Origin of the sequence: Haloferax volcanii DS2, assembly GCF_000025685.1 — an archaeon.
GTDB classification, from domain to species: Archaea; Halobacteriota; Halobacteria; order Halobacteriales; family Haloferacaceae; genus Haloferax; species Haloferax volcanii.
This window is the reverse complement of sequence record NC_013964.1, coordinates 152,961-179,408: the sequence shown is the minus strand read 5'-3', so window position 1 is coordinate 179,408 and position 26,448 is coordinate 152,961. Positions and strand designations below refer to the sequence as shown.

Sequence of the window (26,448 nt, the reverse complement as noted above, 5' to 3'; positions counted from 1 at the left end):
AATCGACTTCACCCGGTTTTCGCACCCTGATTTGGCCTACCCATTCGGAAATCAGACAGTCTCGTTTGTAGGCTTATAAGTGCGCCAAGAATGTGATAAGTTGAGACTGGTTCTCTCAATGCATAGGCCGCAGGCACGGTTTGCTCACTGACAACGGGTACTATTTCGACCGCTTGAACTCGAACCGTGCCCCGCCATTGCTTCCGTCTGTCACCGAAACTGTCCAACCGTGCGCCTTCGCGATGTCGGCCACAATCGAGAGGCCGAACCCGGTTCCCCCCTCGCTGGACGTGACGCCGTGTTTGAACACGTCGTCTTGCTGCTCCTGGGGAATCCCGCTGCCGGTATCCTCAACGTAGAATCCATCGTCTCCGTCCAGTCCACCCACGGTCACCGTGACATCAGCACCCCCGTGCTCGACTGCGTTCCGGAAGAGATTCTCGAAGAACTGAGTCAACCGCCCTGCGTCGCCGGTAACTTCCGGAACTCCATCTGCAACTGTAAGCGTTGCCTCCTCAGTGTCTACATATCCCCATGCTTCTGTCGTAATACTCTCGAGGTCGATCTCTCCTGCATTCTCGATCTTCGTCTCCCCACGTGCCAGCGTCAGGAGGTCCTCGATGAGTCGTTCAATTCGGTCGTGTGCGGATTCTACTTTTTCAAAGTGCTCCGCGTTCCCGGTCTCCTCCGCGATTTCGAGGAACCCCATTGCGACAGAGAGCGGGTTCCGAAGGTCGTGGGCAACGACGCTCGCGAACTGGTCGAGTCGCTCGTTCTGTCGGCGTAGTTCCTCTTCCCTGTTCGCTCGTGCGAGTGCTGCCTCGACAGTCGCACCGAGAATCCGGAACAGGTCGACGTCCGTATCAGAAAAGACCTTCGTGGAAACTGACCCTGTCGACATGAGTCCAGACTCACCCAGTGGGACGAGAATTTCGCTCCGTATCTCTGTGTTCGAATTGTGGGGTTGCCCCTCGGCCTGGACATCATCATATACCTGAGTTTCTCCGGACTCAAACGCGTCCCAAGCAAGGCTGTCTCCAGGAGTGAATCGGGGAGACTCGCCAAGCAGATCTCGTGCTGCAGGCGTTTCCGTGATCGGGACGAGCGCGTTCTCTCGCTCGTTGTATTCCCAGATTCCGGTAACACCGAGGTCGAGTATCTCAGCCGCGGCATCGACGGCAATCGCTCCGATCTCGTCGCTTGATTCAGCGCCGCTCAGCTGCTGTGCGGTGTCCTGAAGCGAGCGGAGGCGAGCTTCCAACCGTTTCTGTTCGGTGATGTCCTCCAAGACGGCAAGGACGCTCGTGACTTCCCCGTCGGAGCCCGTTATCGGCGCGACCGACAAGAGCAGGTCCAGTTCGTCTCCGTCTTTTGTCTCCCGCTGTATCTCCTTCGCCCGAATCCGCTCGCCACTCAAGGCGCGCTGCTTGTGTGAGGCAAACTCTTCTTGCTGCTCGTCCGGAACAATCGGGTTGAACTCACCAAGCACTTCGTCTCGCGACCAGCCGAACATATTCTCGGCCTCGTCGTTCCAACGGATGACGTTGCCATCGGTGTCGATTTCCATGACGGTGAGTGGCGTGGCCCCGATGAGCGATTCCAGTCGCTCGTTCGTCGCCTCGAGTTCGCGCTCTCGTTCGACCTGCTCGGTGACGTTTCGAGCGATGCCCACGACTCGAACAATCTCGTTGTCGACGAGTACTGGTGCGAGGCTGGTGTCCCAGAACTGAGCACCGTCACCGATGTCGAGTTCCTCGCGATACGAGACAGGGGCACCCTGATCGACGCAGCGAGTGTACTTGGTCTCGAGTTCAGCACCCTGCTCGTCGCCGAACACCTCTCGTGGCGACTTGCCGCGAACTTCCTCGGTCGTAATTCCGGTCTGTAACTCGTATCCGGGGCTGAGTCGGGCAAACTCGAACGAGGGGTTCTCACCAGCGGTATCGACGTCAAGCAAGAATATCGCGTCCCCGGACGTTTCGAGCAACGCCTCGTATTCCTCCGCGAGTTCTCGATGCTTCCGGCGTTCCGCTTCTCGCTCCGTGATGTCCTGAAAAACGCCTCGAAGTACTGGGTCACCCCGTGGTGTGTCCTCAACGTATTTCCCCCACGCCCGAACGTCACGCACCTCGCCGTCGGGTCGAACGATTCGAAGGTCGAGGTCGTAGGGTTCCCCGTCTTCGATTGTCTGGTCGACCGCTTCGGTAATCGTCTCTCTGTCGTCGGGGTGATAGAACTCGATTGCGCCGTCGAGAGAGGGCTCGTAGTCTTCGTCGACGCCGTGGATCTGGCGGACCCCATCAGACCAGGTGAGTTCGCCGCTCGATGGAACGAGTTCCCAGATACCGATGTTTGCGACGTCCTGAACGCGGTCGAAGAGGAACCCCTGACGTTCGAGTTCGGCACGGTCACGACGACGCGAGAGTTCGGTACTAACGAGTTGTGCAACCAGCTCGACGAACGTTCGTTCGAGCGTTCCAAACGGCGCGACTCGCGTCGTCGGACTCGAGAAATTGACGGTTCCGTAACGCGTGTCATCGACGATGAGGGGTACGCCGATGTACGATTCTAACTCGAAGTCACGGTAGGCAGGATGCGTCTCTTTCCCGGCGCTAACGGCGTCTGCAAACGAACAGACCGAATCCGTGCCGACGACTTCCGCACAGTACGTCGATTCGAGATCGAACTGATCGTCAGCTTCGATATCAGCCTCTGGTGCATGAACTGCTTCGACCGTGTAGTCGCTGTCCTGAATCCGCGAGATGATGCCGATTTCGAGTCCGAGCGTCTGACAACCGACTTCAAGGAGATTCTCGAGGCGTGACTCGATCGAGACATCGCTTTCTGCCATAACGGCTTGGAGATCCTGGAGTGCGTCCCGCTCTCGTTCCAATTGACGCTTCACCTCGCTTTCTTCGGTCACGTCTCGAGCGACAACGACGACCTGCTTACTCGCTCGACTCTGGAACGGGGTTACCCGGACGTCGAATGTCCGCTCGCTGGTCCCGACCACGACGTCGAGTTGGAGGTCTGCATCGTACAATCCCATCGACCCACCATCGCTCTCGATCTCGTCGAGCGTCGATTCGACTGCCTGGGAGAATCGCGTCATATCGGAATCGCTAACGCGGTCACCGACGACCGTTTCGAGCTGTTGTCCTGTGAGCTGGGCCGACGGATCCCCTGCGAGTAACCGCTTTGCAGCTGTATTCGCGGAATCGATATCACCTTGCTCGTTGAGGACGAACACGATGTCGTGGATGTTCTCCAGAACCGCGTTACTGCGCTCTAGCTTCAGTTCCCGTTCTCGCTCGGTAGTAATTTCACGCGAAAAGACAGTCAGCCCGTCGTCATCTGGGAACGCTCGCACTTCGACCCAGTAGTCGAGCGGCTCTTCCAGATACTGTTCGAACGATACTGGTTCACCAGTCTCCATTGCCGTTCGATACGTGTCTTCGAGTTCCGTTCCGACGACCGACGGGAACTCTTCCCAGATGGTTTCTCCGACGACCGAGTCCGGGTCACGGTCGACTCGCTCGGCCATTTTCTCGTTCATATACTCGATGCGCCAGTCGCTGTCGACGGCGTAAATCGCGTCAGTTGCGCGTTCGAGCGTTCGTCGGAAGCGCCGTTTCGTCTGCTCGGCCTCCGTGCGTTTGCGGGCAGCCGTCGTGAGTGTCCGAATACGGGCCGCGAGTAGTGTGAAGTTATCACGTTCCGACCGGACCGGGATGTAGTCCGAGACGCCGGCACGAGTCGCTTCACTCGCGATATACTCACTGCCTTTTCCGGTAAAGAGGAGTATCGGAATCTCGTCGTTCTCCTGGCGAATCGACTCCGTGAGCCCGATGCCGTCGGAATCTCCGAGCGAATACGCCGTCACGATACAGTCGACCCGATCCGAAGCAAGCCGGTGCAGTGCTTCGTCGATACCGTCGGCAGAAACACAGTCGATCTCGGGACTCGTCTGTTGGAGTTTGGTTTGAACCAACTCCGCGAACGCGGGATCGGAGTTCACGTAGAGAACGCGGATTGGTTCGTCCAGTTCGTCAGTAGTACCGAACACAGTTACAGAGATTCGACTGTCTAACCGGTTAACTATTTCTTGCGAGACACCCTCGTGGGCTATCGAGGTCGCTGACGACTGAAAAAACGCACTAATCGAGGGGATTTTCGTATGTCGGTCAATATAAGAATACGGGACGGATACGCTGCTAGTATGCCTGCGGAAATTCTGGCTGCCGACGACGACGAAGACATCAGAGAGATGATGGATGTTAGTCTTAGTGAGGAGTTCGATGTGGAGACTGTAAAAGATGGTCGGGAGGCATGGGAGTACTTAGAAGAGTCCCCGGATTCATTACCGAAAGCGGTCATTCTCGACGTCATGATGCCAGAGATGGACGGGTTTTCGGTTCTGGACCGTATCCGGGAGAACGACGGGATGCAGGATATGCCGGTTATTATGCTGACATCTCGGAGTCGGGAGGAGGACATCGTTCGAGCGCTCGAGGCAGGCGCGGACGATTTCCTGGCGAAGCCCTTCAATAAATCCGAACTGTACGGACGTGTACAGCAAACTCTCCAGTAAGCGACCGTACAGAATTGAAACTATAAAGGTGCATTAGCTGGTAGATAGTCACAATGTGGGTGGCCACACTAGTCGCCGTGATCGGTCTCTTGAGCGTCGGGGCTATCACTCAGTTCACCGGGTATCGTATGGGAGGGTCAATCACCATTCCCGTTCTTGCTGTATACTCTTTGAAGAACTTCGTCATGCTCCCCGTTTTTGTGTTGAGCGCGGCAGCCGCGTACGTTGGCCTATGGATCCTCCGTCGTCGAACGTTGATATTTGGTCGTGACGAGCTCATTGCAGCGATAGTCATCGGCACAGCCGTTCCAGTAGTCACGCTCTATTTTGTTCTGCAATTAGGACTTGAGGTGGGAGTGGTCGCGTTTCTGGGAAGTATTCTCCCTGGACTCGCAGCGTACAATTACCATCGAATCAAGCCGGAGTATCGCCGAAACGACCTCTTGGCGAGTGTCGGGTTGTTCGTTACCCTCACTGCGCTCGGTTGGGTGCTGGTTTCGAATGGATTTGCGCGTGAATTTGGTACGCTGACGCCCCCAGTCCTCTTCTCTTCGACGGCAGATGTCGCTATCTACAAAGGTGTTGCAGTGCCCATCGACCCCGAATCCGTCATCCTCTCTCGAGAGATTGTGGCCGGACTGTTCGCTGGTGGGCTAGTTCTATCTGAACGGCTCCGGGGCCGGTTCGGTGTTCGGGTCGGAATCATTGGTGCGGTCCTCCTCGCGATTTTCGCGCTAGCGAGCTATTGGCTTGTACTCCTGTACGTGCTTTTGCTTGCGCTATCGTTTGGCTTCATCCAGCTGTCGAACTACCTCACACTCCGGTACGGACGAGTGCTTCTTGGAGTGACTGTCGCAGTCGCGATCTTCGCCGCAGTATCGCTGACGTTTGTCGTACCAATCGAGCGAGGGCTATCGGCGTTCTTTACTGCGATTTTGGCAGGTATTGGGGCGTACAACGCGCATGCGTCGGCACCATTCGAGCGCCGCCTCGTCGTCCCGCTTCAGATCGTGGTCTTTGTCCCCGCTTTGATCGTCGCTCGACTGTTCAGTGCTCCCCAACCTCGTGGGTTTCCACAAGAGCTGACGGTGCCTGTCCTGGGGATTGCAGCGGTTCTCTGGGTGGCTGCCCTGGGTGTCGCGTACTGGTATACTGTGTCACCCCCGGGTGAAGATGAGGTTCTCTCTGCGTCGGTTCTCTCTGAAGGGGGTGAAACATGAGTCGGACTGCCTTCGAGATCTACGGCCGTGGGTTCGGGTGGTCGTGGCGTCTTAGGGGCCCAGCGGAGGTACTAGCAACCGGCAGCCGCCACTACGACACATCCCGAGCAGCACGCGATGCAATTGACATTGTTCGCGCCGCTGTTGCAGAACTATCGGGGAACGAAGAGTCCTTCCCAGACACCGATGTCGACGCGCCCGACATAATCGTCGAACAAGAGGCCACACCGTCAGGAGAGCTTCCGGAGGAACGAAACAACTGGGTCTGGCGGCTCCAAACTGCAAACGGGGTACTGGGACATAGTGCCGATCGCTTCCCGACGGAAATGGCAGCACAGTCCGCGGCGGACCAGTTCCTCGACTATGCGGCGGGGGCGCTGCCGATGTTCTTGGTTGGGGCAGAGTACGAGTGGAAGACTGGCCCGAAGCCAATCGAAGTCGGCTCGTCGAGTTTAACAGGGCTGGTTAGTGAAGCAACGAGAGGTATTCGACATCGTAAGGTCCTCGATCAGATCGATACCCAGATTGTCGTCTCGGGGACTCGCGGTAAGTCCTCAACCACCCAACGGCTCGACGACGTCTTCAACCGCCGAGGGTACGACACGCTCACGAAGATCACCGGCAACCATCCACTACTGATCCACAACGGCGAGGTCCATCCTATCGAACGACGGGGGCCTCGAACGACGCTCTACGAGAATATCAGTCTCATCGCTGAGTTCGTCCCCGAACTCGATGCGTACGAGCCAGACGACATCGCTATCTTCGAGAATCAGGGGATTACAGAGTATACGACCCGGCTGTTCAATCAGCGTCTGACCAACCCGGACATCATCGTGTTGACAAACGTCCGTCAGGACCACACAGATACCCTTGGAAAGACCAGGACAGACCTTGCACGTTCGTTTGCGCGGTCGGTCCCAGCGGGAACACACGTTGTGAGCGGCGAGCAACACCCGGTGTTGCACGAATATATGCAAAAAGAGATCGAACGCCGCGGAGGGACTATCGAGCAGGTTGATATTCCCGACGAACACGAAGGGCTAATCGGTTCTGAAACGATCCACGCAGTCAATGCGGTGTTAGATGTTGTTGGCGAACCGTCACTTCCAGCCGAGGAGATCGAATCGTTCCTCAGTGCGATCCAACCAACGTGGATAGAACTTGAAGACGGACTCATCTTCAACGCTGCCGAGGTGAACGACGTCGAAAGTACTGAGATGGTTCGACGGGTGCTCGTCGATGACGAATGTATCACCCCGTTCGTGTACCTCCGAAGAGACCGGCGGGGGCGTACAGCGTCATTTGCTCAATATATCGAGTTGCTATTCGAGCGAGAGTTAATCGATGAAGCTCACATCGGTGGGGCTAACACACGCGCATTCGCCGAAAACGTCGATGTTCCAACCAAGTGCCACAGTCAAAATGCGGACCCGGAGCAGGTTCTAACTGAACTGTTCACCGATGGCCGACCGGTCATCCTCATGGGTAACACGGTGGACGGATTTATGCGTGAGATGCAGGCGTCGATTGAACAACGAGTGAAAGAGAAAAGACAGGCTGCCTCGGCAAGCGAAGCTGTTGACATTTCTGAACAGGGGAGCGCGGAAGCGACTAAACCAAAAGATCACGAATAAAACGTCAGCTTCTGTAAGAAGCGGGCCTTTTCGTTAGATGTAGACGTGTTCTTAAGGGGGCCAGAACGATTGTCCGGTAGTGCCCATTACTACTGAATCTCGGAGAACCGTCTTTCGACAAATTGCACGACTGTCGTACGTTGAGTGGCCAGCGTACGATTCGACACCGTTGTACGACCACACCTCACTTACCGGATTAGAGTCGGATGTCCGGATCGTCTCAGGAGCTTGGTTCACGCACCATGAGCACATCTCTGTTGAGCAGTTCGTCTCCGAACTTCCGCTGGCCTACTTCCAATTCGAGGCCCACGACTGCTACGAGGATCCGACACACTACGAGATGGACACCCTGTTTCGCGTGTTCGTTCTGAAAGAACTTCACGGATGGGAGCACGAAACAGCACTCTACGAGTACCTCGAAAGTCATCCGGTACTTTGCGAGCGGCTTGGGCTGGAGACAGTGCCTGACCAATCGACACTCTGGCGCAGTTGGCACACGCGCTTCACGAATGCTCTTCGGAATACGGTCCAGAAATCGGCTCGAACGATTCTCATCAAAGCGCAGAACGCCGACGTCACCGTCCCCCGCGAACCGGAGCAGATCCTCCCGGCTCGTGGCGATGACGTGGACGAAGCGGTTCCAGACGATCGAGCCATTCTCAGTACATCACAAAGCCTGTTAGTTGAGACGTCTGCTTGCTGAAGATGTGTCCAAGCAACCACAGCAAGCAGACGATGAAATCCACGAGGACCAGCTCCTTAACTTCCTCGTCAACTCTCTTGACGAGGAAGTTGCTCTCTCACTCGCTGAAAACGCTGAACTCGATGCTGAAGACATCTACGAGGTCCTCGTCGGCGCCTGCGCCGACGGGACCTCGGTCTCAACGCTCTGTGAGAGAAGCGAAGATGAACCACACGAAAATTCCGTTCTCTACCATCTCCGCACTAAATTCGATCTAGAAACGCTCGAACAGGTTGGCAACATGCTCCTCCAGAAAGACGTTCTCGACGTCCTTCCCCAGCAGGTGGAGGTCTGCGCAGACCTCCACCTGCGGCCCTACTACGGCGACGAAGACGATACAGACGGCCTGTATCACTCACAAGCGAAGCGTGGAACCACCGCGTTTCACGCGTACGCGACACTGTACGCACGCGTGAAGAACAAACGCTACACGCTGGCGGTGCGCCGTCTCGAAGACGGCGACACCGCCAGCAGTGTCCTCGCAGAGTTCCTCGGTATTCTCGACGGCCTTGACCTCGGTGTCAAGGCCGTCTATCTTGACCGCGAATTCTACGACAGCAAGTGTTTGACGCTGCTTCAGGCGCACAACCACGCCTACGTCATGCCGATCGTCCGCTGGGGACGGACGATCAAGCGAGAACTCTCAGAAGGGTGGAGTCGCGTGATTCAGCACAGTCTGACAGCGAAACTCGACGGTCACAGCTGGACCGTCGAGTTTCCCGTCTACATCGACTGTACCTACCAGAACGGACGGTACGACGAACATGGGGTGGCGCGTCACGGCTACGCCGCTGACGCGCCGTTCATCGACTCACCACGGGACGCTCGATACCACTACGCGAAACGCTTCGGTATCGAGGCAAGCTATCGACTCTCCGAGCAAAGTATCGCGACGACCTCGACACAAAATCCGGTCGTACGGCTGTTGTACGTCGTGGTGAGCCTGCTGTTACAGAACGTCTGGCGGTATTTGCACTGGGAGTGCGTGGCGACGCCCCGCCGTGGGGGGCGTCGCCTCTGGGAGTGGTCGTTCAAGGAGTTCATCAATATGGTCCGTCGAGCAGCGTGGACGGCCCTCGCGGTGCGTCGGGCCGTCCCCGCGAACCGACCACCAGACGACCGGTTCCACCGGTAACTCCCGACCGGGCTAGCCAACGGTGGGAGTGGCGACGCTGTCGCGTCGGCGGCAGCCGCCGCCGACAGCGACGGCTCTCCGCCGATCCGTCCATGATTCTCTCGTCGAAACCGCCAGTCCAACCGCTCCGCCACAGAACTCAGGCTTCAGAAACAGCTAGCCGAGGATGCTTTGTGAGGTACTGAGTCTTCGACGCGAGATTTGAGCCATTGGTTTTGGCAACTCTCTCGACATATCAACCGGTTCTTGTGAGTTTCCCATCTAGAGCTGATACTAACGAAGATTGAAGTTCGTAGATGTTGCTAGGGGCGGCGTGAACGCAGAGAAGGGCAGCAGAATTAGTTCATGTCGGCCAGCGGGCCGAAGTCGTCGACGGGGAGTACTGAGTAGTCGATTGTGAGCGTGTCCTTCGTCGCCCGAATCTTTCCGACGAACGTCGAGATTTCTTCGAGCGACCCTTCCAACACGAACAGTTCCATGCAATGATGGCCGCCGACGTGGCTATGGAAGTTCGATGCGACGATGTCCTCGTGCTCGTGGCGGAGGTGCATCATTTTCTCCTCGACACTTGTCGTTTCGTAATCGAAAACGACTGTAACGACGCCCATTAACTCTCGGTCTTCGAGTTTCTTGTCCTCGAACTCACCGAGAAGGTTTCGGCTCGCCTCGCGAATTACTTCACTGCGACCAGTATAGCCGTGGTCGTCCGCGAACTGGTCGATTCGATTAAGCAATTCCTCCGGCATCGAGACGCTGACCACGCTCATATAACAACACAGGGCGGACAAAATATTAAACATTATCATCCTCAGCTGCGGAAGAACGGTAATTGTGGTCTGCCCGCTCACGATGGAGGGGCACCAACACTCGGTGAAATGGACGCCAAAGGCGAAGAAACGTCGGCGCTCCTCACCGACCGCGTACAGCTCTGTCAGCACTATTTGGGGAACGAATCGTCCGGGTCGGTTGCAGCGGGGGTTGGTACAATTAGGTCTGTTCGGGATGGGACCGACGACGCGGTCGAGGAGATGAACGCTCCTGACGGCAGAGTGTGTCCGCGTTGCGGACCCGGTCTCACCGAGAGTGGGCCGCCGATGTGCCCACGCCGCGGTGCCCCTCGCCGATATTTTTGGCCTGCCTAAAATTCGGAACGCTTTTGCGTATTTAGGTGAGCCTAAACCATATGCCAGACGGTTCCAGCGATCACGAGACACCGACGCGACGAGACGCAATCAAGTACGGTGGGGCAGTCATCGGTGGGGGACTGCTCGCTGGCTGTATCGGACAGTCGAACTCTGCGTCACCGTTGACTGAGACAACCGCGAACGACTCGTCAACCGCGACGAAGACCACAGAACCGGAGGTGGAGAGTTATTCGGTGACGATGGCACCAGCCGGTACTATCGAACTCGACGAGGTTCCCAAGAGCGTATTCACCGTTCTCGTTCACCACGCAGACATGGTCGTCGCTCTCGGTCACGGTGATGCCCTCAATGCGATGTACAGCCCGTCCAACTTCGAGGGCAATTACGACAAGCTTCTCGAACGGCTCAATGGAGTCTCGGTCGATTGGTCGAATCTCTACAACTCGTGGAATCCGGACAAGGAAACCCTGTACGAACTCGACAGTGACCTCCACCTAGCCGACCCGGCATACGTCTCGACAATGGATGCGTGGGACACCGCGGATGTCGAGGAAGTCCAAACGGAAATCGCCCCTTGGTTCGGGAACTCCCTCAGTCGGAACCACAGCGAACCGCCGGCAGACTGGGCAGACCAGTACCAGTATTATTCCCTCTGGGATATTTTCGGCAAAGTAGCGCAAGTCTTCCGAGAACAGGAGCGGTACGAAGCGCTCTCCGACGTCAAAACCACTCTCGACTCGACAATCTCGTCGAGTCTCCCAGCAAGCGATAACCGGCCGCAAACGGCGCGAATCATGACGACTCCGGAGCTGGATACCATCTGGACCTTCCACATGAACGGCCCGGGATTCATTCGGTCGCACACGCGTCCGTTCGGCGTCCCCGACGCACTCTCGGATGTGGAAGAGAGCAGCACGATTGACCTGGAGACCCTCGTCGAGACCGATCCGGAAGTCATCCTCGTCGAAAACGCGTTTGCCAGGAGCGACGATTGGCGAGCAGTAAAAAACGAGTTCCACAACGACCCGGTTGCGGGAGAAATTTCGGCAGTGAAAAACGACCAGGTGTATCCGCTTAGCGCCCGGTACGGCGGCCCAATAATGAACCTCTTCCAGTTAGAGATGGTCTCCAAACAGCTGTATCCGGAGCAGTTCGGTGAGTGGCCTGATTACGACGGTGGTCCGTATCCCGACTTTTCCAAGGAGGAACAACTGTTCGACCGCGAACAGGTCGCGAATATCATCAACGGCGACTTCTAACTGAATTTGACCCCAGGTCCCTCAACGGGCAGAAAGCGGGTCTACCGCAGGTCCGATTCAGTCTCGATGTTGCTGAACGCAAGTCGCGCATCAAAATCAGCCTCCGAGGTTGTTGATCGGTGATAATGCAACAGCCGCACTCACTAGCTCTCGAAGTTCAGGAAGAGCCCTGAAGTCATCAGTAATCAGGAACGGTGCATCCACCTCACGGACCGCGGGCAACTGGCTTCACCGTCGTCGATTCGGCTCGTTGCGAACACAGATATCGCCGTCGAGGAGTTCGAACGCCAACGGTTGGAGACGGCCGCCGAATCCGAGCCAGCGTCGTCTTCGAGGTCGCTATCTGAAAGCGGCCCGTACCGTGTCGAGAAGCACGTCGGGCTCGTACTGATGGGTGCTCACCGGCGGCACATCGCCCTCGGCGTCGAACAGTTCGTGAACCGCCATCAGTGCCGAGCGAACCGAGTACTCGACGGTGAACACCACGTCGTCGGGAACCTCGGCGAACTGGCCGAGGAACGCGAGATTGTTCGATCCCGCAGGGACGACCTCGGGGCGGTCACCGGGCGTCCGCGGCATGAACTGACTCGTGATGAACGGCATCATACAGGGGATACAGGTGGCCGTCTCGCGGAGCTCTTCGAGACGGTCGGTGTAGCCGAGGTGGTGATAGAGCTCCGCCAGAATCTCCTCGCCCGTACAGTCCTCCATCTTCTTGTTCACGTGATTCCCGCGTTCTTCCGGGAAGAGGCCGTACCCCCAGATGACCTTCACGTCATCCGGCTGGTTCGCGAAGTGGGGCTGGACGGCGGTGACGATGGAGAGCAGCCAGTTCGACTCCGTGAACGTCACGAGCGCGTTCCCCGGCTCTTCGCGGGTGACCTCCACGACGTGTTCGAGGAAGTCCGGCTCGCGGAGTGTGAGCGTGAACGACTCCCACATCGACTCGGGCACGTGGTCGGCGAACACCGAAGGCCTCCCGAACTCGGGGAAGTCGTCCGCGAGTGCCTTCCAGAGTTCGAACGAGGTGCCGCTGTCGTGCAGGTCGGGGACCTCGGTCATCGACCCGAGGCTCAGCGCGTCCGTCATCGACCCATTCGTCACGAAGACGACGTCGGTCGGCTCGACGGCGATAGTGCCGGCGGAGCCGTCTTGGTCCTCGTAACGGATGGTTTCGACCGTCTTGCCCGCGCGGGCCGGGACGATATCGAGGTCGGTGACGGTGTGGCCACCCAAGAAATCGACGCCGCGTGCCTCCAGCCAACGGCGGAGCGGTCGTACTACGGAGTCGTACTGGTTGTACTTCGTCCGCGACACGCCGCTCAGCGTGTGGAGTCGGGGAAATTCCCGTGTGAACCGCTGCATGTACCGGCGCATCTCCGCCGCGCTGTGCCACGGCTGGAAGGCGAACGTCGTCGCCCACAGATACCAAAACGTGGTGTCGAAGAAGGTCTCGTCGAACCACTCCTCGATGCGTGTCTCACCGAGCCTCTCCTCGGGAGTGAGAAGGAGGCGGAGCAGCGATAGACGGTGTTGCGTCTCGAACCCGTAGGAGGAGACGTCGAGTATCTCTTGGTCCGCGCCGACGAGTCGGGCCTCGGCGTACGTCTCGTGTTTCTCGTTGAACTCGTCCATCTCCCCCTTGATGGTCGTGTCGGGGTCTTCGAGCGACGGAATCGACCGGAAGAGGTTCCACGTACACTCGTAGGTCGGAAAGTTGAACATGCGGCCGCCGGGTAGGACGTAGCCCTCCTCGGGGGTTCCGCGCCCGTCGAGCGCGCCGCCGAACACCTGCCGCTTTTCCAGCACGTGAACGTTCTCGCCGGGTATCTCGGTGTCTCGAAGGAGGAACGCGGCCCCGGCGAGAGACGCGATGCCGCCGCCGACGAAGTAGGCGTCGCGTTCGGCCGCGTCCGCTTCGGTGCCGACCGTATCGGTCACGCGCAGGTCACCCCGTCAACCGTCGTCATGCGGCGGCCTACCCGCCGATTCGGGTGGCGTCCGACGCCGTCCACGGGGAGGTTTCGCACCCGTGATTGTAGCTTCGATGCCATGTCTGTATCCCGGGGGCGTGCGGCGATAAGTACTGACTCTAACCTGTTGTGGTGTTTAAGACGTCTTTTTATCTGAGGCGACAGTGTGCCGGACGAGTCGGTCTTGTGCCCGCCGGAGTCGCTCGGAGACGGACGGGGCGGTGACGCCGAGTTCGGCCCCCAACTCCGCCAGCGAAGTCGTTCGCGGAACGGAGAAGTAACCCGCCTCGTGGGCGGCGAGCAGCGTTTCGCGCTGTTTCGCGGTGAGTCCGTACTCGTTGCTGTCCGAGGGGGCGACGTCGACGACGCGGTCGAGTCGGAACGTGATACCGTTCTCTTCGCAGTCCTTGTTGAACTCGGCGAGCGTCGCTCGGTCGGAGAGCCGCGTCCGCACGTCCCATCCGCTCGGGGTTATCGTCGCTGAAATGGGGGCGGTGTCCAGCCGGATAAACTCCGTGTAGATGGCCGGCGGCCGCTCCGAGAGTTCGACGCGATAGAGACGGCGGTCCACGGTCGACCCGAGCACGCTGTGAGTCGCCACCGACGCGTCCCGTAACGCCGCGTCGACCGAGTCCAACCGGCCGCCATCAGCCCAGAAGATAAGCACCGGTCGGCTCCGCGCGGACGTCAGCGTGTTCTCTACCCGGAGGGTCACGTCCGGTACGGCGGCGGCGACGTCGGTCAGCGGCAACCGCTCCGAGACGAGACGACACTCGACGACGAGGGTCATGGTCAGTGGAAGACGACGGACGAGGTCCCCAAAAGTCCTGAGGTCAGAACGTCTCGGCTCGCTCTGTTTGATGAACCGCGTTGACTTCGTGTCGACATCGATCACCGCCGACGCGTGTGCGACGACACCCATCGCCGGCGCAGAGATAACCTCTCCAAGTACCTCACGAAGCACGGTGCGGAGGGACGTTCTCGATAGTGGATACAGATACCCGGTCGGCTTAGGAGATAAGCTCGACACAGAATGCTTCGGGTGAATTACTAAGTCGGCTCTAGGGCTACGAGACTCATGGCGGATTGGAATGCGGATTTCGGGCCGTTCGATGGACATACTTGGCTGAACTGCGCCCATCAAGGGCCCTTACCGAAGCGAGCCGTCGAGGCGGTTGACGATGCGGTTACATTGAAACGAGCGCCCCATCGGCTCCCAGAACAGGCCTTTCGCGAGGTACCAGCCGGGGTCAAACGGGCACTCGGGACACTCATCAACGCCTCTCCCGACGAAATTATCCTCGGAAACAGCTTCTCGTACGGGCTGCACCTGCTGATTCACGGGCTTGAGTGGAACGAAGGTGATGAAGTAATCCTCGTCGAGGGTGATTTCCCGGCGACAATTCTCCCGTGGCATCTGCTCGAATCCCAGGGGGTCCAACTGCGGTTCGTCGATGCCGAGTGTTCGACACCCTTGACACAGCAGCTCGCCGAGACAGCGACCCCGCGGACGCGCGCCTTCTGTACGACGTGGGTGGACTCGTTCACTGGGCGGCGGCTCGATATCGACGAGATCGGAACCGTCTGTCACGAACACGACGTGCTCTTCGTGCTAAACGGCTCGCAGGGCGTTGGGGCGCGGCCGATTGACGTATCGCGAACACCGGTCGATGTGCTCATCAGTTGTGGCTACAAGTGGCTCTGCGGACCGTACGGCACGGGCTTTACGTGGCTCACACCGGAGGTCCTCGATGCGATTGGTCCAGTGAACGCTTATTGGTTATCGATGCAAGCCGGAACGACGCTGGACGAAATGCAGAATCTGTCGCTTGATACGGAACTCGGTGCGTCCGGATACGACGTCTTTGGAACGGCGAACTTCAACAACTTCATGCCCTGGACTGCGGCGGTCGAGTATTTGACCGGAATCGGCATCGAGCAGATCAGCGCTCATGGCGAGCGACTCGTCGGTCAGCTCATCGAGGGGGCTGAATCGAGTTCGTTCGAGGTTGTAACGCCGGAAGACCCTCAACGGCACGCCAACATCGTCGTACTCAGCCATTCGTCGGAAAGCGTGGCCCGTGAAACCCATCGAGCGCTTGCGGATGCTGGCATCCATACAGCCTTGCGCGAAGGGAATATTCGTGTCAGTCCTCACGTGTACAACACGCACGCCGAAATCGATGGGCTGGTCGAGCGACTGCCGAAATAATCCAGGCTCGCCATGGTGTCGCGCAGATCCGTGGAACTGTCAATTGAGCGCTCGTCACACGGGAGCAATCGAACGATTTCAGTTGGGAATCGCATGCAAGATTCGCGCCCCGAATCAGCACAACGTACAGTATTGGCCCGCGGCCGACACGGTATGCCGCCGAGTGACCGGATTGGTATCGCTTATGTAGCGTGCTCAGCACCGAACGGTATGCACCTTGAGACGAGTTCCTGGACGGACGTCAAAGACGCGGCACCGACGGTAGCGCTGCTCCCCGTTGGAAGCACGGAACAACACGGGCCACACGCACCCGTCGGTACGGATACGATTATCGCACAGGAACTGGCGAGCGAGGCTGGCCGGCGCAGTGATCTCAACTCGGTCGTCCTGCCGACGATTCCAGTCGGCATCGCACCGTATCATAGTCACTTCCCGGGGACGCTATCGGTCTCCGCGGAAACGCTTCGGCGGTACAGCTATGAGATTCTCACTTCGTTGTCGAACTCGAGCGTGGAGACGGTCGTGTTCGTCAATGGCCACGGTGGAAACGGTGAGACGCTCCGAAACCTAACGCGTACCGTTGCCGACGACTCGACGGTTGACCTCGAAGTGTTCCTCTGGGAGTGGATGAGCGCCGTTGACGACCACGTCAACCACGCCGGTGAACTCGAGACATCCATGCACCTTCACATCTGTCCCGACGAGGTCGGCAGCCCAACCGACGGCGACGCCGCAACCTGGGACGACACGGTCGATGGTGGCGTCGTCAATCGGTTCACAGAAGAGTTCAGCAAGAACGGTGCAGTCGGGGATGCGACGTCTGCGTCCGCCGAGCAGGGCGAACAGTTGTTCGAAACGGCCACCGACGCACTCTGTTCGTTTCTGCGTCGGGTCGATGACCTCTGAGTGCCCTCGGTCGAGCCGAGTGGAACCGATTCACTGGAGGCCAACGTTCAGAGAACGAGTGCGACTGAGTTAGCGAGCGTGGTGACGGTCGCCCTCCTGCGAACCGACGGTGAGTATCGTTACACGCCCGGAAATGTCAAAAATTCAGTATCGTTTTGTACCCTCGCGTCGCGTACCCGGGTGACTTCGAACTGAGCACGCTGAGGGCGAACTAGCGATACTCGGCGTAACTGCCCGAAGCAGAAACGGTCCCGCGGTAGGTATTATTCTAACCCGTCTCAGATGTTTCCGTGGACGATTTCTGCGACGCGTTCACGGTCGAATAGCGTCACGTTCTCGAACGAGTCCGTGTAGATATCTTTCGCCGCCCGGTCGGTATGGTAGAAGTTGATGATTGGCCCTTGGTCAAGGTAACCGGCACTGTAAACCGCGTCGTCCTCAACCGCCTGCAGGCTATGAGACCCCGCTTGGTCTTGGAGTGGTTCGACGACTTCCTTCTGGAACGTTGACTCGGACGCCCCGCCATAGTTTCGCACCAGCAGCACCTCGGGGTCGATTTCCATCAGGGCTTCGATATCGAGCGTCCCCCTGTCAGAGAAACTGTAATGACCGACATCCGTCGCCGCAAGCGCATCGGTCAGCCCGAGATCACGCCACTGCTTAGTGCTGACTCCCCCGTCATCAAACCGGAACGGGTAGAACTGGAAGCCCGCTCCGTCGGCCGGATATACCAGTAAGGCGGTTGGACGCTGGTCGGCTGGCGGCAAGTGCTCATCGACCAACGCAAGCATCTCCTCGTGGAGTTCGACGAATGCCTGGTATCGGTCCTGTGCCTGAAAGACCTCAGCCATCAGTCCGAAGGCCTCGTACAAGGTGTAGTAACGGTAATCGTGCCAGTCGTCGCTGTGGCGGCGGATAAAGTTGCCAAAGAACGGGCCGACGTTGTCCGCAATCTCATCGACGTCAGACTGATCCCAGCCGTACCAGAGTCGCAGTATATGGGGGTCTATGAAATGAACGTCCGCGTTCATCTCATAGAACAGTTCCTTACTCACACCGTCGGCAACCAGTTCCACGGTGTCATCTGCGTCGAAGTCTATCCCGGGAAGCTCTTCGAAGGCCTCGCTCGCAAAACGGTCGTGGTTCTGAATACCAAGCGTCTGTCCACCACCGAGTGCGAACGCCATATCCGCAAAAGTGGGTAGTAATGCGGTCCACCGCTCGGGCGGGCCGTCGAACGCAACCTCACCCATCGGTTCGATTGTGACAGTGTACGGCTCATCTGACCCGGTCGCCGTATCCGTCTCCGAGACCGTCTCCGAAACAGCCGTCTGCGTCGATGACGTACGCGACTTCGGAGACGAACTGCTTGGCTCGGAAGTACCAGAACAGCCTGCAAGGAGCCCGCTTCCCGCGATTGTTCCGCCGTACTTCAGACAGCCACGCCGTGTCAGTGTCTTGCTGTTTTCGGAATCGTCCACCATATTATTTAGGCCAGCCTAAACATACAAAACAGTTCCGAACGTTAGGCCAGTCAGATATTCAGGAACGTCAAAGCAACCACCGGGGGCGACTGGCTTAGCGTATTCGTTTTCGCAGAGAACAGCCGTCCGCAAACGCGACCCGGTTCACGCGTTCACGTCGCTTCGAAATTCACCAGAAAGCACTCGTCGAGCAGGTCGGTGAATGTGAGCCCAACGTGACTCAACGACCTGCTCGGTCCTCAAACTGCGACTATCGTTAAGTACCTTCTCAGCACACGTCTAAGCGGGATAGACATGAGCGAGCTAGTGGACGAAGTGGTCGTCTTGTACGTCGACGACGACGAGGATTTCACCGAACTGACGGCGGCGTTCCTCGAACGGGAATGCGACCGGTTTCGCGTCGAGACGGCCACGTCCGTCGCCGAGGGACTCAATCGCGCGGGGGATTCGACGTTCGATTGTGTCGTATCGGACTACGACATGCCCGAGCGCGACGGGTTAGACTTTCTCGAAGCCCTCCGCGAGGACGCACCCGACCTCCCGTTTATTCTCTTTACCGGCGAAGGAAGCGAGGAGGTCGCCAGCGATGCCATCTCCGCGGGCGTCACCGACTATCTCCAGAAAGAACAGGGAACCAGCCAGTACACCGTGCTCGCGAACCGTATCGAAAACGCAGTCGAGCGGCACCGCTCGCAACGCGCGCTCGAAGCGAGCGAACAGCGCCTCTCGTTGTTCATCGAACAGTCACCGCTCGGCGTCCTCGAATACGACAGCGACTTCCAGATCATCGGGCTCAACGAGCGCGGCGAGGAGATTCTGGGCTACACTGAGGAAGAACTCCGCGGCCACAGTTGGGAGGTCATCGTCGCGGACGACAGCTACGACAACGTCGACGCCGTCACGGACCAGCTCGCGGTCGCGGAGGGCGGCTACCACAGCATCGACGAGAACGTCCGGAAAGACGGCGAACACATCCGCTGTGAGTGGCACAATCGAGTCATCACCGACGACGACGGCGAGGTCGTCGGCATCATCTCGCTGTTCCAAGACGTGACCGAACGCGTCCGCCGCGAGAACGAACTCGAACGAACCAACGCGCTGCTCTCGACGCTCATCCGGTCGCTCCCGGTCGGCGTCCTCGCCGAGAACAGCGACCGGACCGTCCTCGCGATTAACGACCGACTGCTCGAACTGTTCGGCATCTCGGAACCGTCGACGGAACTCATCGGCGCTGACTGCCGAGAGTTGGCACGGAAGACCAGCGAACTCGTGGTCGATTCGGAGGGCTTCGTCGAGCGCGTCGACGAACTAATCGCCGGGACAGAGTCGGTCCACAACGAGTCAGTCGCCCTGACGAACGGTCGGACGCTCAACCGAAGCTACGAACCGATCGAACTCCCCGACGGGACCGGCCATCTCTGGATGTATCGCGACACGACCGAGCAACGCGAGCGAGAACAGCAGCTTCAGCGCCAAAACGAGCGACTGAGCGAGTTTGCGAGCGTCGTCAGCCACGACCTCAGAAACCCGCTGAACGTCGCCGCGGGGAACGTGGAACTGGCTCGTGAAGACCACGAGAGCGACCAGCTCGCGACTGCCGCTCGAGCGCTGGCCCGTATCGACGACCTCATCGACGACCTGCTCACGCTCGCCCGGAAAGGCGACAACGTCGGTGAACGAGAACCGGTGTCGCTGGGGACGCTCGTCACCGACTGCTGGGAGACCATCGAAACGGGTGACGCCGAACTCCAAACCGACCTGACGGCGACGGTCGTCGCCGACCGGAGTCGGCTCCAACAGCTCATCGAGAACCTCGTCAGAAACAGCATCGAACACGGTGGCGACGGCGTGGTGGTCACGGTCGGCGAACTCCCCGACGGGTTCTACGTCGAGGACGACGGGGTCGGCATCGCGGCCGACCGACGCGACAGCGTCTTCCAAGCCGGACAGACGACGTCACGGACGGGAACCGGGTTCGGGCTCGCTATCGTGAAGCAGGTCGCGGAGGCCCACGGCTGGACGGTCAGCGTCACCGAGTCAGACGGTGGTGGCGCGCGGTTCGAGATTACGGGCGTCACGTTCGCTGCGGCCGACAGGTGAACGGCGGCGGCTGTCGTCCGAGGCGCGGGAGCGAGTTTCGGTCGGCACGGCCGTGACGGACGACCGCTCGTCGGTCACGCCGGACGCGGAGTTCAGTACGGAGCGCCGCAGCTCGGACACATCGGCGGCGCGCCCTCGGCGAGGTCGATACCGCAGTGGGGACAGACACCCTCTGCGTCGGGCGACGTTATCTCGGTGACTGCGTCCGCGGTCGTGCGTCGAACGCCGGCGAGCGTGCCGACGCCCTCGACCGTCGACGCCGCAGCCGCGGTATCGCCCTCCATCGACGCCCGAAGAAACCCGACTCGTTCGGCGACGAACGCGGCCGCCTCGTCGGACTCCGCACCGAGCGCCGAGTCCGGAACCGCCACCGATTCACCGTGGTCACGGCGGTCGCCGCGCTCACCGGCCAACAGCCCGAGCGCCTCGGCGGCGCGGCCCCGGACGAAGGCGTTCTCGTCGACGAGCCGAGCAGAGAGCGCCCCGCGAACCGCCGCGAGCGAGTCGGGCGAATCGCAGCCGACGCCCGCAATCGCCGTACAGAGATGGTACCGGACGAGTTCGTCCCCGTCGTCGAGATGTTCGGCGAGCGCCGAGACGCGGTGGCGAAGCCGCCCGGGGTCGCCGAGCGCGACGCATTCGAGCGCCTTCGCCAGCTTCTGTTTCACCTCGGGTTCGTCGAACGAGAGGCCGACGCGGAGGTCCGCGAGCACCGCCGGCGAGGCGACCGCGTCGGGGTGGTCGAGCGCGACGTAGCCCAGCGCCTCGGCCGACCGCGCGCGGACGTAGTAGAACTCGTCTTCGTCGGCGAGGCGCTCGGCGAGCGCCGAAACCGCGGGCGCGACCGCGTCGGAGTCGGCCTCCGCGACCGCGACGAGCGCCTTCGCGGTCAGCAGTCGAACGGCGCGCTCGTCGTCGGTGAGAAACGGCGTGACCGCAGGCATAAACGACTCGAACGCGGTCGGCCTGTCGTTCGCGAGGTCTCGAAGTTCGCGGAGCGCCCGCTTTCGGTCTTCCGGCGACGCCGTCAGGAGTTCCCCGAGAGAGTCGCTCACCTCATCGTCAGTTCGGGTTTCGGCCGCTTCGACGAGGCGCTCCAGCGGAGACGCGCGGCGTGTGTCGTCCATCGGTTCGTGTCCCTCGTTGACGGGGTATCCCCTCGGCACAGCAATAAGTTGGTGGGGAGCGCGTCGTCGAATCGGAGACTCGGGGACGCGGAGTCAGTCCAGCGGGAACCGCGCGGCTTCGCCGTCGTCCACGTACGAGACAAACACCGACGCCGACTCGACGCGGAACGAGAGCCGACTGGCCGATTCCGGTTCGTACGACCACCGCGACGCGCCGGTGTCTCGGGCCAGCACCTCGAAGCCGCGGTCCCAGACGGCGACGACACGAGAGTCAGTGACGCCGAGTGAGTCGACGGACGGGAGTCCGGTCACGGTCTGCCACCGCCGCGTCCCGTCGAGGCCGAAGCAGTCGATTTGGCCGAGAACCCCGCCGTCGGGGTCGTCGACGCGGGTCCCGACGAACACCGCGTCGTCCGTGGCCTCGACCGCTCGAATCTGGTAGCCGGTGGGGTTCGCCCACCGTTTCTCGCCGGTCTCGCGGTCGAACGCGAGCAGTTCCTGCCGCCCGTCTTCCCGGTCGCGGGCGAGGTACGCCTGCGACCCGAGCACCATCGTCCGTCCCACGTCGCCGATGGGGACGCGCCACCGAGCGCTCCCGTCTGACGGCTCGTAGGCTGCCAGCGTCCCGTCTCTCGCGGCGACGACGAGTCGAGAGTCCGCGACCACGTTGGAATACCACCGTCGGGGCTCAGTTCGCCACCGGACGCTCCCGTCCGCCGGCGAAAGCGAGACGACGCGCGAGTCGCTCCCGCCCACCGGCACGGGAACCACGAGCGAGTCGTCGGTGACGCCGTTGAGGGAGTGCGAGGAAACAGCCCGGTCGAAGCGTCGGTCACCGGTCTGGGGGTCGTAGCCCGTGAGCGTGTTCTCGGGGGGCGCGAAGTCGAGTTCAGCGACGAGCGAGTCGGTGCGGACGAGTCGCGCCCGGCGCGCCGTGCCCTCGTCGCGCCACAGTTCGTCGCCCGCCGCATCGACGGCGTAGAGGTCGCCGTCGGTGCTGTGGACGTGGTACGGACCGCCGGACGAAGGGGTGACGGGTCGCGTCTCTATCGGGCCGCCCGTTTCGAACCGGACGGCGGTCGACCCGTCTTCGCGCCGCAGGCCGTACAGCGCCTTGTCCTGCATCCCGACGAGAACCAGTTCGTCGGTGGTGGCGGGCGGACCGGCCATGTACGCACCGTCGATGTCGCGTCGCCAGACGGGCCGTCTCCCGCCGAGTCCGGGAATCGAACCGCAGCCGGCGACCGCGAGCGAACCGACGGCCGCGAGCCCGCCGAGCACCGCGCGGCGGGAGACGTGTCGGTTCCGATTCCCGGCCGAACCCGACCGTTCCGGCGGCTCACTCGGCATCGAGCACCTCCGGGGCGAGGCGAGCGAGTTGCCATTCCTGTCCGACGTAGACGCCACCGCCCACGGCGACAGCCCAGTTCACTCTGCCGCCATCGGGAGTTCGCTCGAACAGCTGTTCGTCGACGAGCGTCCCGTCGGTCGCGTGGACGTACAGCGCGGTCGGGTCGAACGGGACGGTCCCGCTGTGCCCCCGGACGAGAATGTCCGACCCCACGACGGTCACCAGTCGGTCGTCGACGCGGGTCGGCCCACGGGTCACGGGGGCGGCGAGCTCGTCCCGCCACAGTCGGGTGCCGGACGCGGCGTCGAAGGCGTACAGGAAGTAGTCCGCGCCGCCGACGTACACGCGGCCGTCGGCGACGAGCGGCCGAGAGAACACGGTGTTTTGGAGCGGCGCGCGCCACCGAACCTCGCCGGTCGCCGCGTCGAGCGCCAGCAGTTCCTCGGTCGCGCTCCCGACGAAGACGGTGTCGCCGGCGACGGCCGGCGGGTACTGAACGACGCCCGGGTCGGCTCTATCGACGCCCGTCAGTTCGGTGGACCACGCTCGCTCGCCCGCCTCGTAGTCGACCGCCGTGGCCCGCTCCGCCCTCGAAAACAGGTAGGCGTGGCGGTCGTCGAAGCCGAGGGGCGACCGGCGGCCTTTGCCACCGGTCACCGCCCAGCGCTCCTCGCCGGTCGCGGGGTCGAGCGCGGACACCATCGGGTCGTCACGAAACTGGCTCTCAGTCCCGACGAGCAGGGGGCCGGACGGCGGCCGAACGGCGCGGGTCGGAGTCCGCACGTCCGCCGTCCACGCGGTCGGCATCGGAAGCGAGTCGTCGCGGCCCGTGAGGCTCGCACAGCCGGCGAGACCGGCGGCGAGCGCCGGAATCGTCTTCAGCGCGTCGCGTCTCGAATAGGAGGGCATCGCGGGGACGTGTGTGCCGATTGATAATACTCCTGTTGGTTCCGACGGCGGCGCGACCGGCCGCGGTCGGCGGGTCTCCGAGCGGGGAGCCACGAAGGTTTTTATTCCGCGCCGAGACGGCGGGCGTATGCTCTCCAGACGAGAGGTACTGGCCGCGGGCGGAGCCGCGCTCGTGAGCGGGGTCGCTGGCTGCGGCGGTTCGTCGCCGGCCCCGGACGCGACGTTCGACGCGCCGACGACGGCGTGGCCGACCGCCGGCTACGACCCGCAGGCGACGGGTCGCGCCCCCGACGGCCCGACCGAAGGAACCGTCTCGTGGAGCGTCTCGCGGAGTTCCGCCGACCCACCGCTCTACGGCGCGCTGTCCCCGCCGGTCGTCGCTGACGGCACGGTCTACGTCACTGGGGTCGCCACCCACTATTACAGGCCGGACGACTTCGTGAGCCCGCTGGCCGCAATCGACGCCGCGTCCGGGTCGGTCCGGTGGGTCGAAGGCTTCGCGGACGGCCTCGGCGGCGGCCCCGCGGTCGTCGACGACGACTCAGGAACCGTCGTCATCGGCGGGTACGACGGCGCGCTCCACGCCGTCGGGAGCGACGGGGGGAACGAATGGACCGCGGACCTCGGCGGCCGACTCGGTACGCCGACGGCGTACGGGGACCGGCTGTACGTCGAAAGCGGGAGCGGTCGCCTGCACGCCGTCGGAAGCGACGGGAGCCGGCTGTGGACCGCCGACCGACCGGGGCCGGCAGAGCGCCTCCTCGGTCCGGACGAACCGGTCGAAACCACGATGCCCGTCGCCGACGACCGCGGCGTCTACGCCGCCTTCACGCCGTTCGACCGGGAGCGCGAGGCGGTCGTCGTTCTCGGCTACGACCACGGCGGCGGGCGGCGCTGGCGGACGGTGCTCGACGGGCGGTACGGCCGGTCACCCAACGGCCTCGCCGTCACCGACGACGCGCTGTACGCGACCGTCGGCGGAACCGTCTACGCGCTGGACCCCGACACCGGCGAGCAGCGGTGGCAGTTCGTGACCGGCTCGGCGGCGGCAGGCCCGCCGACGGTCGACGACGAACGAGTCTACGTCGGCGCGAAGAACCTCTACGCGCTCTCGCGGAGCGAGGGCGTCGAACGGTGGCGCGTGGTGAACGAAGCGCCGCCGAGCCACGGCCGCGACCCGACGGCGCTCCCGTATCTCGCTCGTCCGCCCGTCGCCGACGGGCGGGTCTACATCCGAACCGGAGCGGTCTCCGCCGCCGACGGGACGCGGCAGTGGGGCGGCGACGCCGACGAGTGGCTCCGGAGCGGGAACTACTTCGCCGAGCCGTACTACGGCCGACCGGTGGCGTCGCCGGTCGTCACCGGGGACGCGATGTATCTGACCCACGCGCACCGCGGGGTGGTGAAGGTCGCATGACCGACGCGGGCAAGCGACCGACCCGACGACGGCTCTTGGCGAGTCTCGGGGCGACCGCCGCCATCGGCGCAACGGGCTGTCTCGGAACGCGGTCGGAGCACAACCCGACGAACGGAGAGTGCCCCGAGTACGACCCCGTCGAACCGGCGACGACGGACTGGCGCGGCGTGCTGGGTCCGGCGACGAACACCGGAGCCGTCGCGGCCGAGGCCGTCCCCGAGGGCGACCTCGCGATAGACTGGACGGTGCCCGTCGAGACCTACGTCGGCCACCACGTCCCGGTCGTCGCCGACGGCACCGTCTACGTCCACGACATGGACGACGAACTCTCCGCGGTCGACGCCGAGACCGGCGAGCGGATGTGGACCAGACCGCTCACCGACCCCGAACCCGCGCCCGCAGTCGGCGGCGGGACGCTCGTCGTCGTGACCAACGCCGCGACCCACGCGTTCGACGCGGCGACGGGCGACCGGCGCTGGAAGCGAGAAGACCTCGACGGCGGCATCTTCGGCGCGAGCCCTATCGTCGCGGGCGACACCGTCTACGTCCAGTCGGGCGTGGCGACGCACGCGCTGGCACTCTCGACCGGCGAGACTCGCTGGCGGGCCGCGACCGGGTTCCCCTCCGACTCGACGCCCGCGGTCGACGGCGACACGGTCTACGCCGCCGGCGACGACACCTACGTCCGGGCGCTGGATACGGCCGACGGGACGGAGCGCTGGCGCGCGAAGACGAGCGCCCGAATCGACTGTAACGTCTCGGTCGTCGAGGGGACCGTCCTCGTCGGGACCGGGGCGGGAACGGTGCTCGGATTCGACGCCGAGACCGGCGAGGAGCGCTGGCGCTACCGGCTCGAACCGCGGCGGGCAGGGGGCGAACGCCGACCGAGGCAGCCCGAGACCATCGCGACCGACGGCAGTCGGGTGTACGTCGCGGCCGACGACCGACTGGTCACGCTCGCGCTGGCTGACGGGACCCGCTGTTGGGACAACCGGAACTACGCCGGGGGCTACGCGAGCGGTATCGCCGTCGGCGCGGGAACGGTGTTCGTCCGGACGCGGGATGACAGCGGCGGCGCGATGACCGTCCTCGACGCCGCCACCGGGAATACGCGACAGGAATTGGCCGGAGACGAGCGCCAACGCTTCGACATCGGACCGAGCGTCGCCGGGGGCGGCGTCTACTTCGCCGGCCGGAGCGCCGTCGTTCGGCTGAGTTAGGGCGTTCGTCGCCGGACGCG

General features: G+C 61.7%; 19 protein-coding genes. 11 read left to right on the top strand and 8 right to left on the bottom strand.

Translation table 11 applies throughout. The features are described 5' to 3' along the window. Positions 1 to 160: 160 nt before the first annotated feature. Positions 161 to 4,066, bottom strand: a complete 3,906-nt coding sequence (locus tag HVO_RS00760) for a PAS domain-containing protein (protein ID WP_004041382.1) — start codon at positions 4,064 to 4,066, stop codon at positions 161 to 163. Between the two features lie 111 nt (positions 4,067 to 4,177). Between HVO_RS00760 and HVO_RS00755 the strand changes: the two genes are divergently transcribed. The 5 genes from HVO_RS00755 (at position 4,178) to HVO_RS00735 (ending at position 9,325) form a co-directional block, all read left to right on the top strand. Beyond that, positions 4,178 to 4,591 (top strand): response regulator transcription factor, encoded by a 414-nt coding sequence (locus HVO_RS00755; protein WP_004041383.1) that lies wholly within the window; start codon positions 4,178 to 4,180, stop codon positions 4,589 to 4,591. Between the two features lie 53 nt (positions 4,592 to 4,644). Next, positions 4,645 to 5,811 (top strand): poly-gamma-glutamate biosynthesis protein PgsC/CapC, encoded by a 1,167-nt coding sequence (locus HVO_RS00750; RefSeq protein ID WP_004041384.1) that lies wholly within the window; start codon positions 4,645 to 4,647, stop codon positions 5,809 to 5,811. After that, the gene (locus HVO_RS00745) at positions 5,808 to 7,448 is read left to right on the top strand and encodes a folylpolyglutamate synthase/dihydrofolate synthase family protein (protein WP_013034989.1); all 1,641 of its coding nucleotides are present in this window, start codon (positions 5,808 to 5,810) and stop codon (positions 7,446 to 7,448) included. The genes HVO_RS00750 and HVO_RS00745 overlap by 4 nt, the downstream gene beginning before the upstream one ends. Positions 7,449 to 7,617: 169 nt before the next feature. After that, positions 7,618 to 8,151 carry a transposase gene (locus tag HVO_RS00740; protein WP_004041386.1) on the top strand — a complete coding sequence of 178 codons (534 nt, stop codon included), beginning with the start codon at positions 7,618 to 7,620 and terminating at the stop codon, positions 8,149 to 8,151. A gap of 4 nt (positions 8,152 to 8,155) precedes the next feature. Then, positions 8,156 to 9,325, top strand: coding sequence for an ISH3 family transposase (locus tag HVO_RS00735; RefSeq protein ID WP_013034963.1), 1,170 nt, complete (start codon positions 8,156 to 8,158; stop codon positions 9,323 to 9,325). Between the two features lie 338 nt (positions 9,326 to 9,663). On the opposite strand, the gene nikR is transcribed toward HVO_RS00735, so the two are convergent. Next, a complete protein-coding gene (nikR, locus tag HVO_RS00730; protein ID WP_004041006.1) occupies positions 9,664 to 10,092 on the bottom strand; it encodes a nickel-responsive transcriptional regulator NikR in 429 nt (142 codons plus the stop codon). Positions 10,093 to 10,688: 596 nt separating this feature from the next. Here nikR and HVO_RS00725 point away from each other — a divergent pair. Continuing rightward, positions 10,689 to 11,729 (top strand): ABC transporter substrate-binding protein, encoded by a 1,041-nt coding sequence (locus HVO_RS00725; RefSeq protein ID WP_081442862.1) that lies wholly within the window; start codon positions 10,689 to 10,691, stop codon positions 11,727 to 11,729. A 339-nt stretch (positions 11,730 to 12,068) separates the two neighbouring features. Here the strand turns inward: HVO_RS00725 and HVO_RS00720 are convergent, their stop codons facing one another. Both HVO_RS00720 and HVO_RS00715 read right to left on the bottom strand, forming a co-directional pair. Further along, positions 12,069 to 13,670: an oleate hydratase gene (locus tag HVO_RS00720; protein ID WP_004041008.1), complete on the bottom strand. Its 1,602-nt coding sequence runs from the start codon at positions 13,668 to 13,670 to the stop codon at positions 12,069 to 12,071. A gap of 168 nt (positions 13,671 to 13,838) precedes the next feature. Continuing rightward, on the bottom strand, positions 13,839 to 14,666 hold the full coding sequence (locus HVO_RS00715; protein ID WP_236995439.1) for a helix-turn-helix domain-containing protein: 828 nt from the start codon (positions 14,664 to 14,666) through the stop codon (positions 13,839 to 13,841). Positions 14,667 to 14,780: 114 nt separating this feature from the next. Here HVO_RS00715 and HVO_RS00710 point away from each other — a divergent pair, with 114 nt between their 5' ends. Both HVO_RS00710 and HVO_RS00705 read left to right on the top strand, forming a co-directional pair. Next, positions 14,781 to 15,914, top strand: a complete 1,134-nt coding sequence (locus tag HVO_RS00710) for an aminotransferase class V-fold PLP-dependent enzyme (protein ID WP_004041010.1) — start codon at positions 14,781 to 14,783, stop codon at positions 15,912 to 15,914. Between the two features lie 210 nt (positions 15,915 to 16,124). Continuing rightward, positions 16,125 to 16,820: a creatininase family protein gene (locus HVO_RS00705; protein ID WP_004041011.1), complete on the top strand. Its 696-nt coding sequence runs from the start codon at positions 16,125 to 16,127 to the stop codon at positions 16,818 to 16,820. Between the two features lie 278 nt (positions 16,821 to 17,098). Here HVO_RS00705 and HVO_RS00700 read toward each other — a convergent pair whose 3' ends face one another. Continuing rightward, positions 17,099 to 18,073, bottom strand: a complete 975-nt coding sequence (locus tag HVO_RS00700; protein ID WP_004041012.1) for an ABC transporter substrate-binding protein — start codon at positions 18,071 to 18,073, stop codon at positions 17,099 to 17,101. 525 nt (positions 18,074 to 18,598) lie between these two features. Between HVO_RS00700 and HVO_RS00695 the strand changes: the two genes are divergently transcribed. Next, positions 18,599 to 20,404, top strand: coding sequence for a PAS domain S-box protein (locus tag HVO_RS00695; RefSeq protein WP_049914695.1), 1,806 nt, complete (start codon positions 18,599 to 18,601; stop codon positions 20,402 to 20,404). A gap of 92 nt (positions 20,405 to 20,496) precedes the next feature. On the opposite strand, the gene HVO_RS00690 is transcribed toward HVO_RS00695, so the two are convergent. From HVO_RS00690 to HVO_RS00680, 3 genes are all read right to left on the bottom strand, one after another. Then, complete coding sequence (locus tag HVO_RS00690; protein WP_004041014.1) at positions 20,497 to 21,531, bottom strand: HEAT repeat domain-containing protein; 1,035 nt, start codon at positions 21,529 to 21,531, stop codon at positions 20,497 to 20,499. A gap of 93 nt (positions 21,532 to 21,624) precedes the next feature. Continuing rightward, on the bottom strand, positions 21,625 to 22,881 hold the full coding sequence (locus HVO_RS00685) for an outer membrane protein assembly factor BamB family protein (protein ID WP_004041015.1): 1,257 nt from the start codon (positions 22,879 to 22,881) through the stop codon (positions 21,625 to 21,627). Continuing rightward, positions 22,871 to 23,791: an outer membrane protein assembly factor BamB family protein gene (locus HVO_RS00680; protein WP_004041016.1), complete on the bottom strand. Its 921-nt coding sequence runs from the start codon at positions 23,789 to 23,791 to the stop codon at positions 22,871 to 22,873. Before HVO_RS00680 ends, HVO_RS00685 begins: the two co-directional genes overlap by 11 nt. A gap of 127 nt (positions 23,792 to 23,918) precedes the next feature. Here HVO_RS00680 and HVO_RS00675 point away from each other — a divergent pair, with 127 nt between their 5' ends. Both HVO_RS00675 and HVO_RS00670 read left to right on the top strand, forming a co-directional pair. Next, complete coding sequence (locus HVO_RS00675) at positions 23,919 to 25,208, top strand: outer membrane protein assembly factor BamB family protein (protein ID WP_004041017.1); 1,290 nt, start codon at positions 23,919 to 23,921, stop codon at positions 25,206 to 25,208. Continuing rightward, the gene (locus tag HVO_RS00670; RefSeq protein ID WP_013034980.1) at positions 25,205 to 26,428 is read left to right on the top strand and encodes an outer membrane protein assembly factor BamB family protein; all 1,224 of its coding nucleotides are present in this window, start codon (positions 25,205 to 25,207) and stop codon (positions 26,426 to 26,428) included. Before HVO_RS00675 ends, HVO_RS00670 begins: the two co-directional genes overlap by 4 nt. Positions 26,429 to 26,448 lie beyond the last annotated feature (20 nt).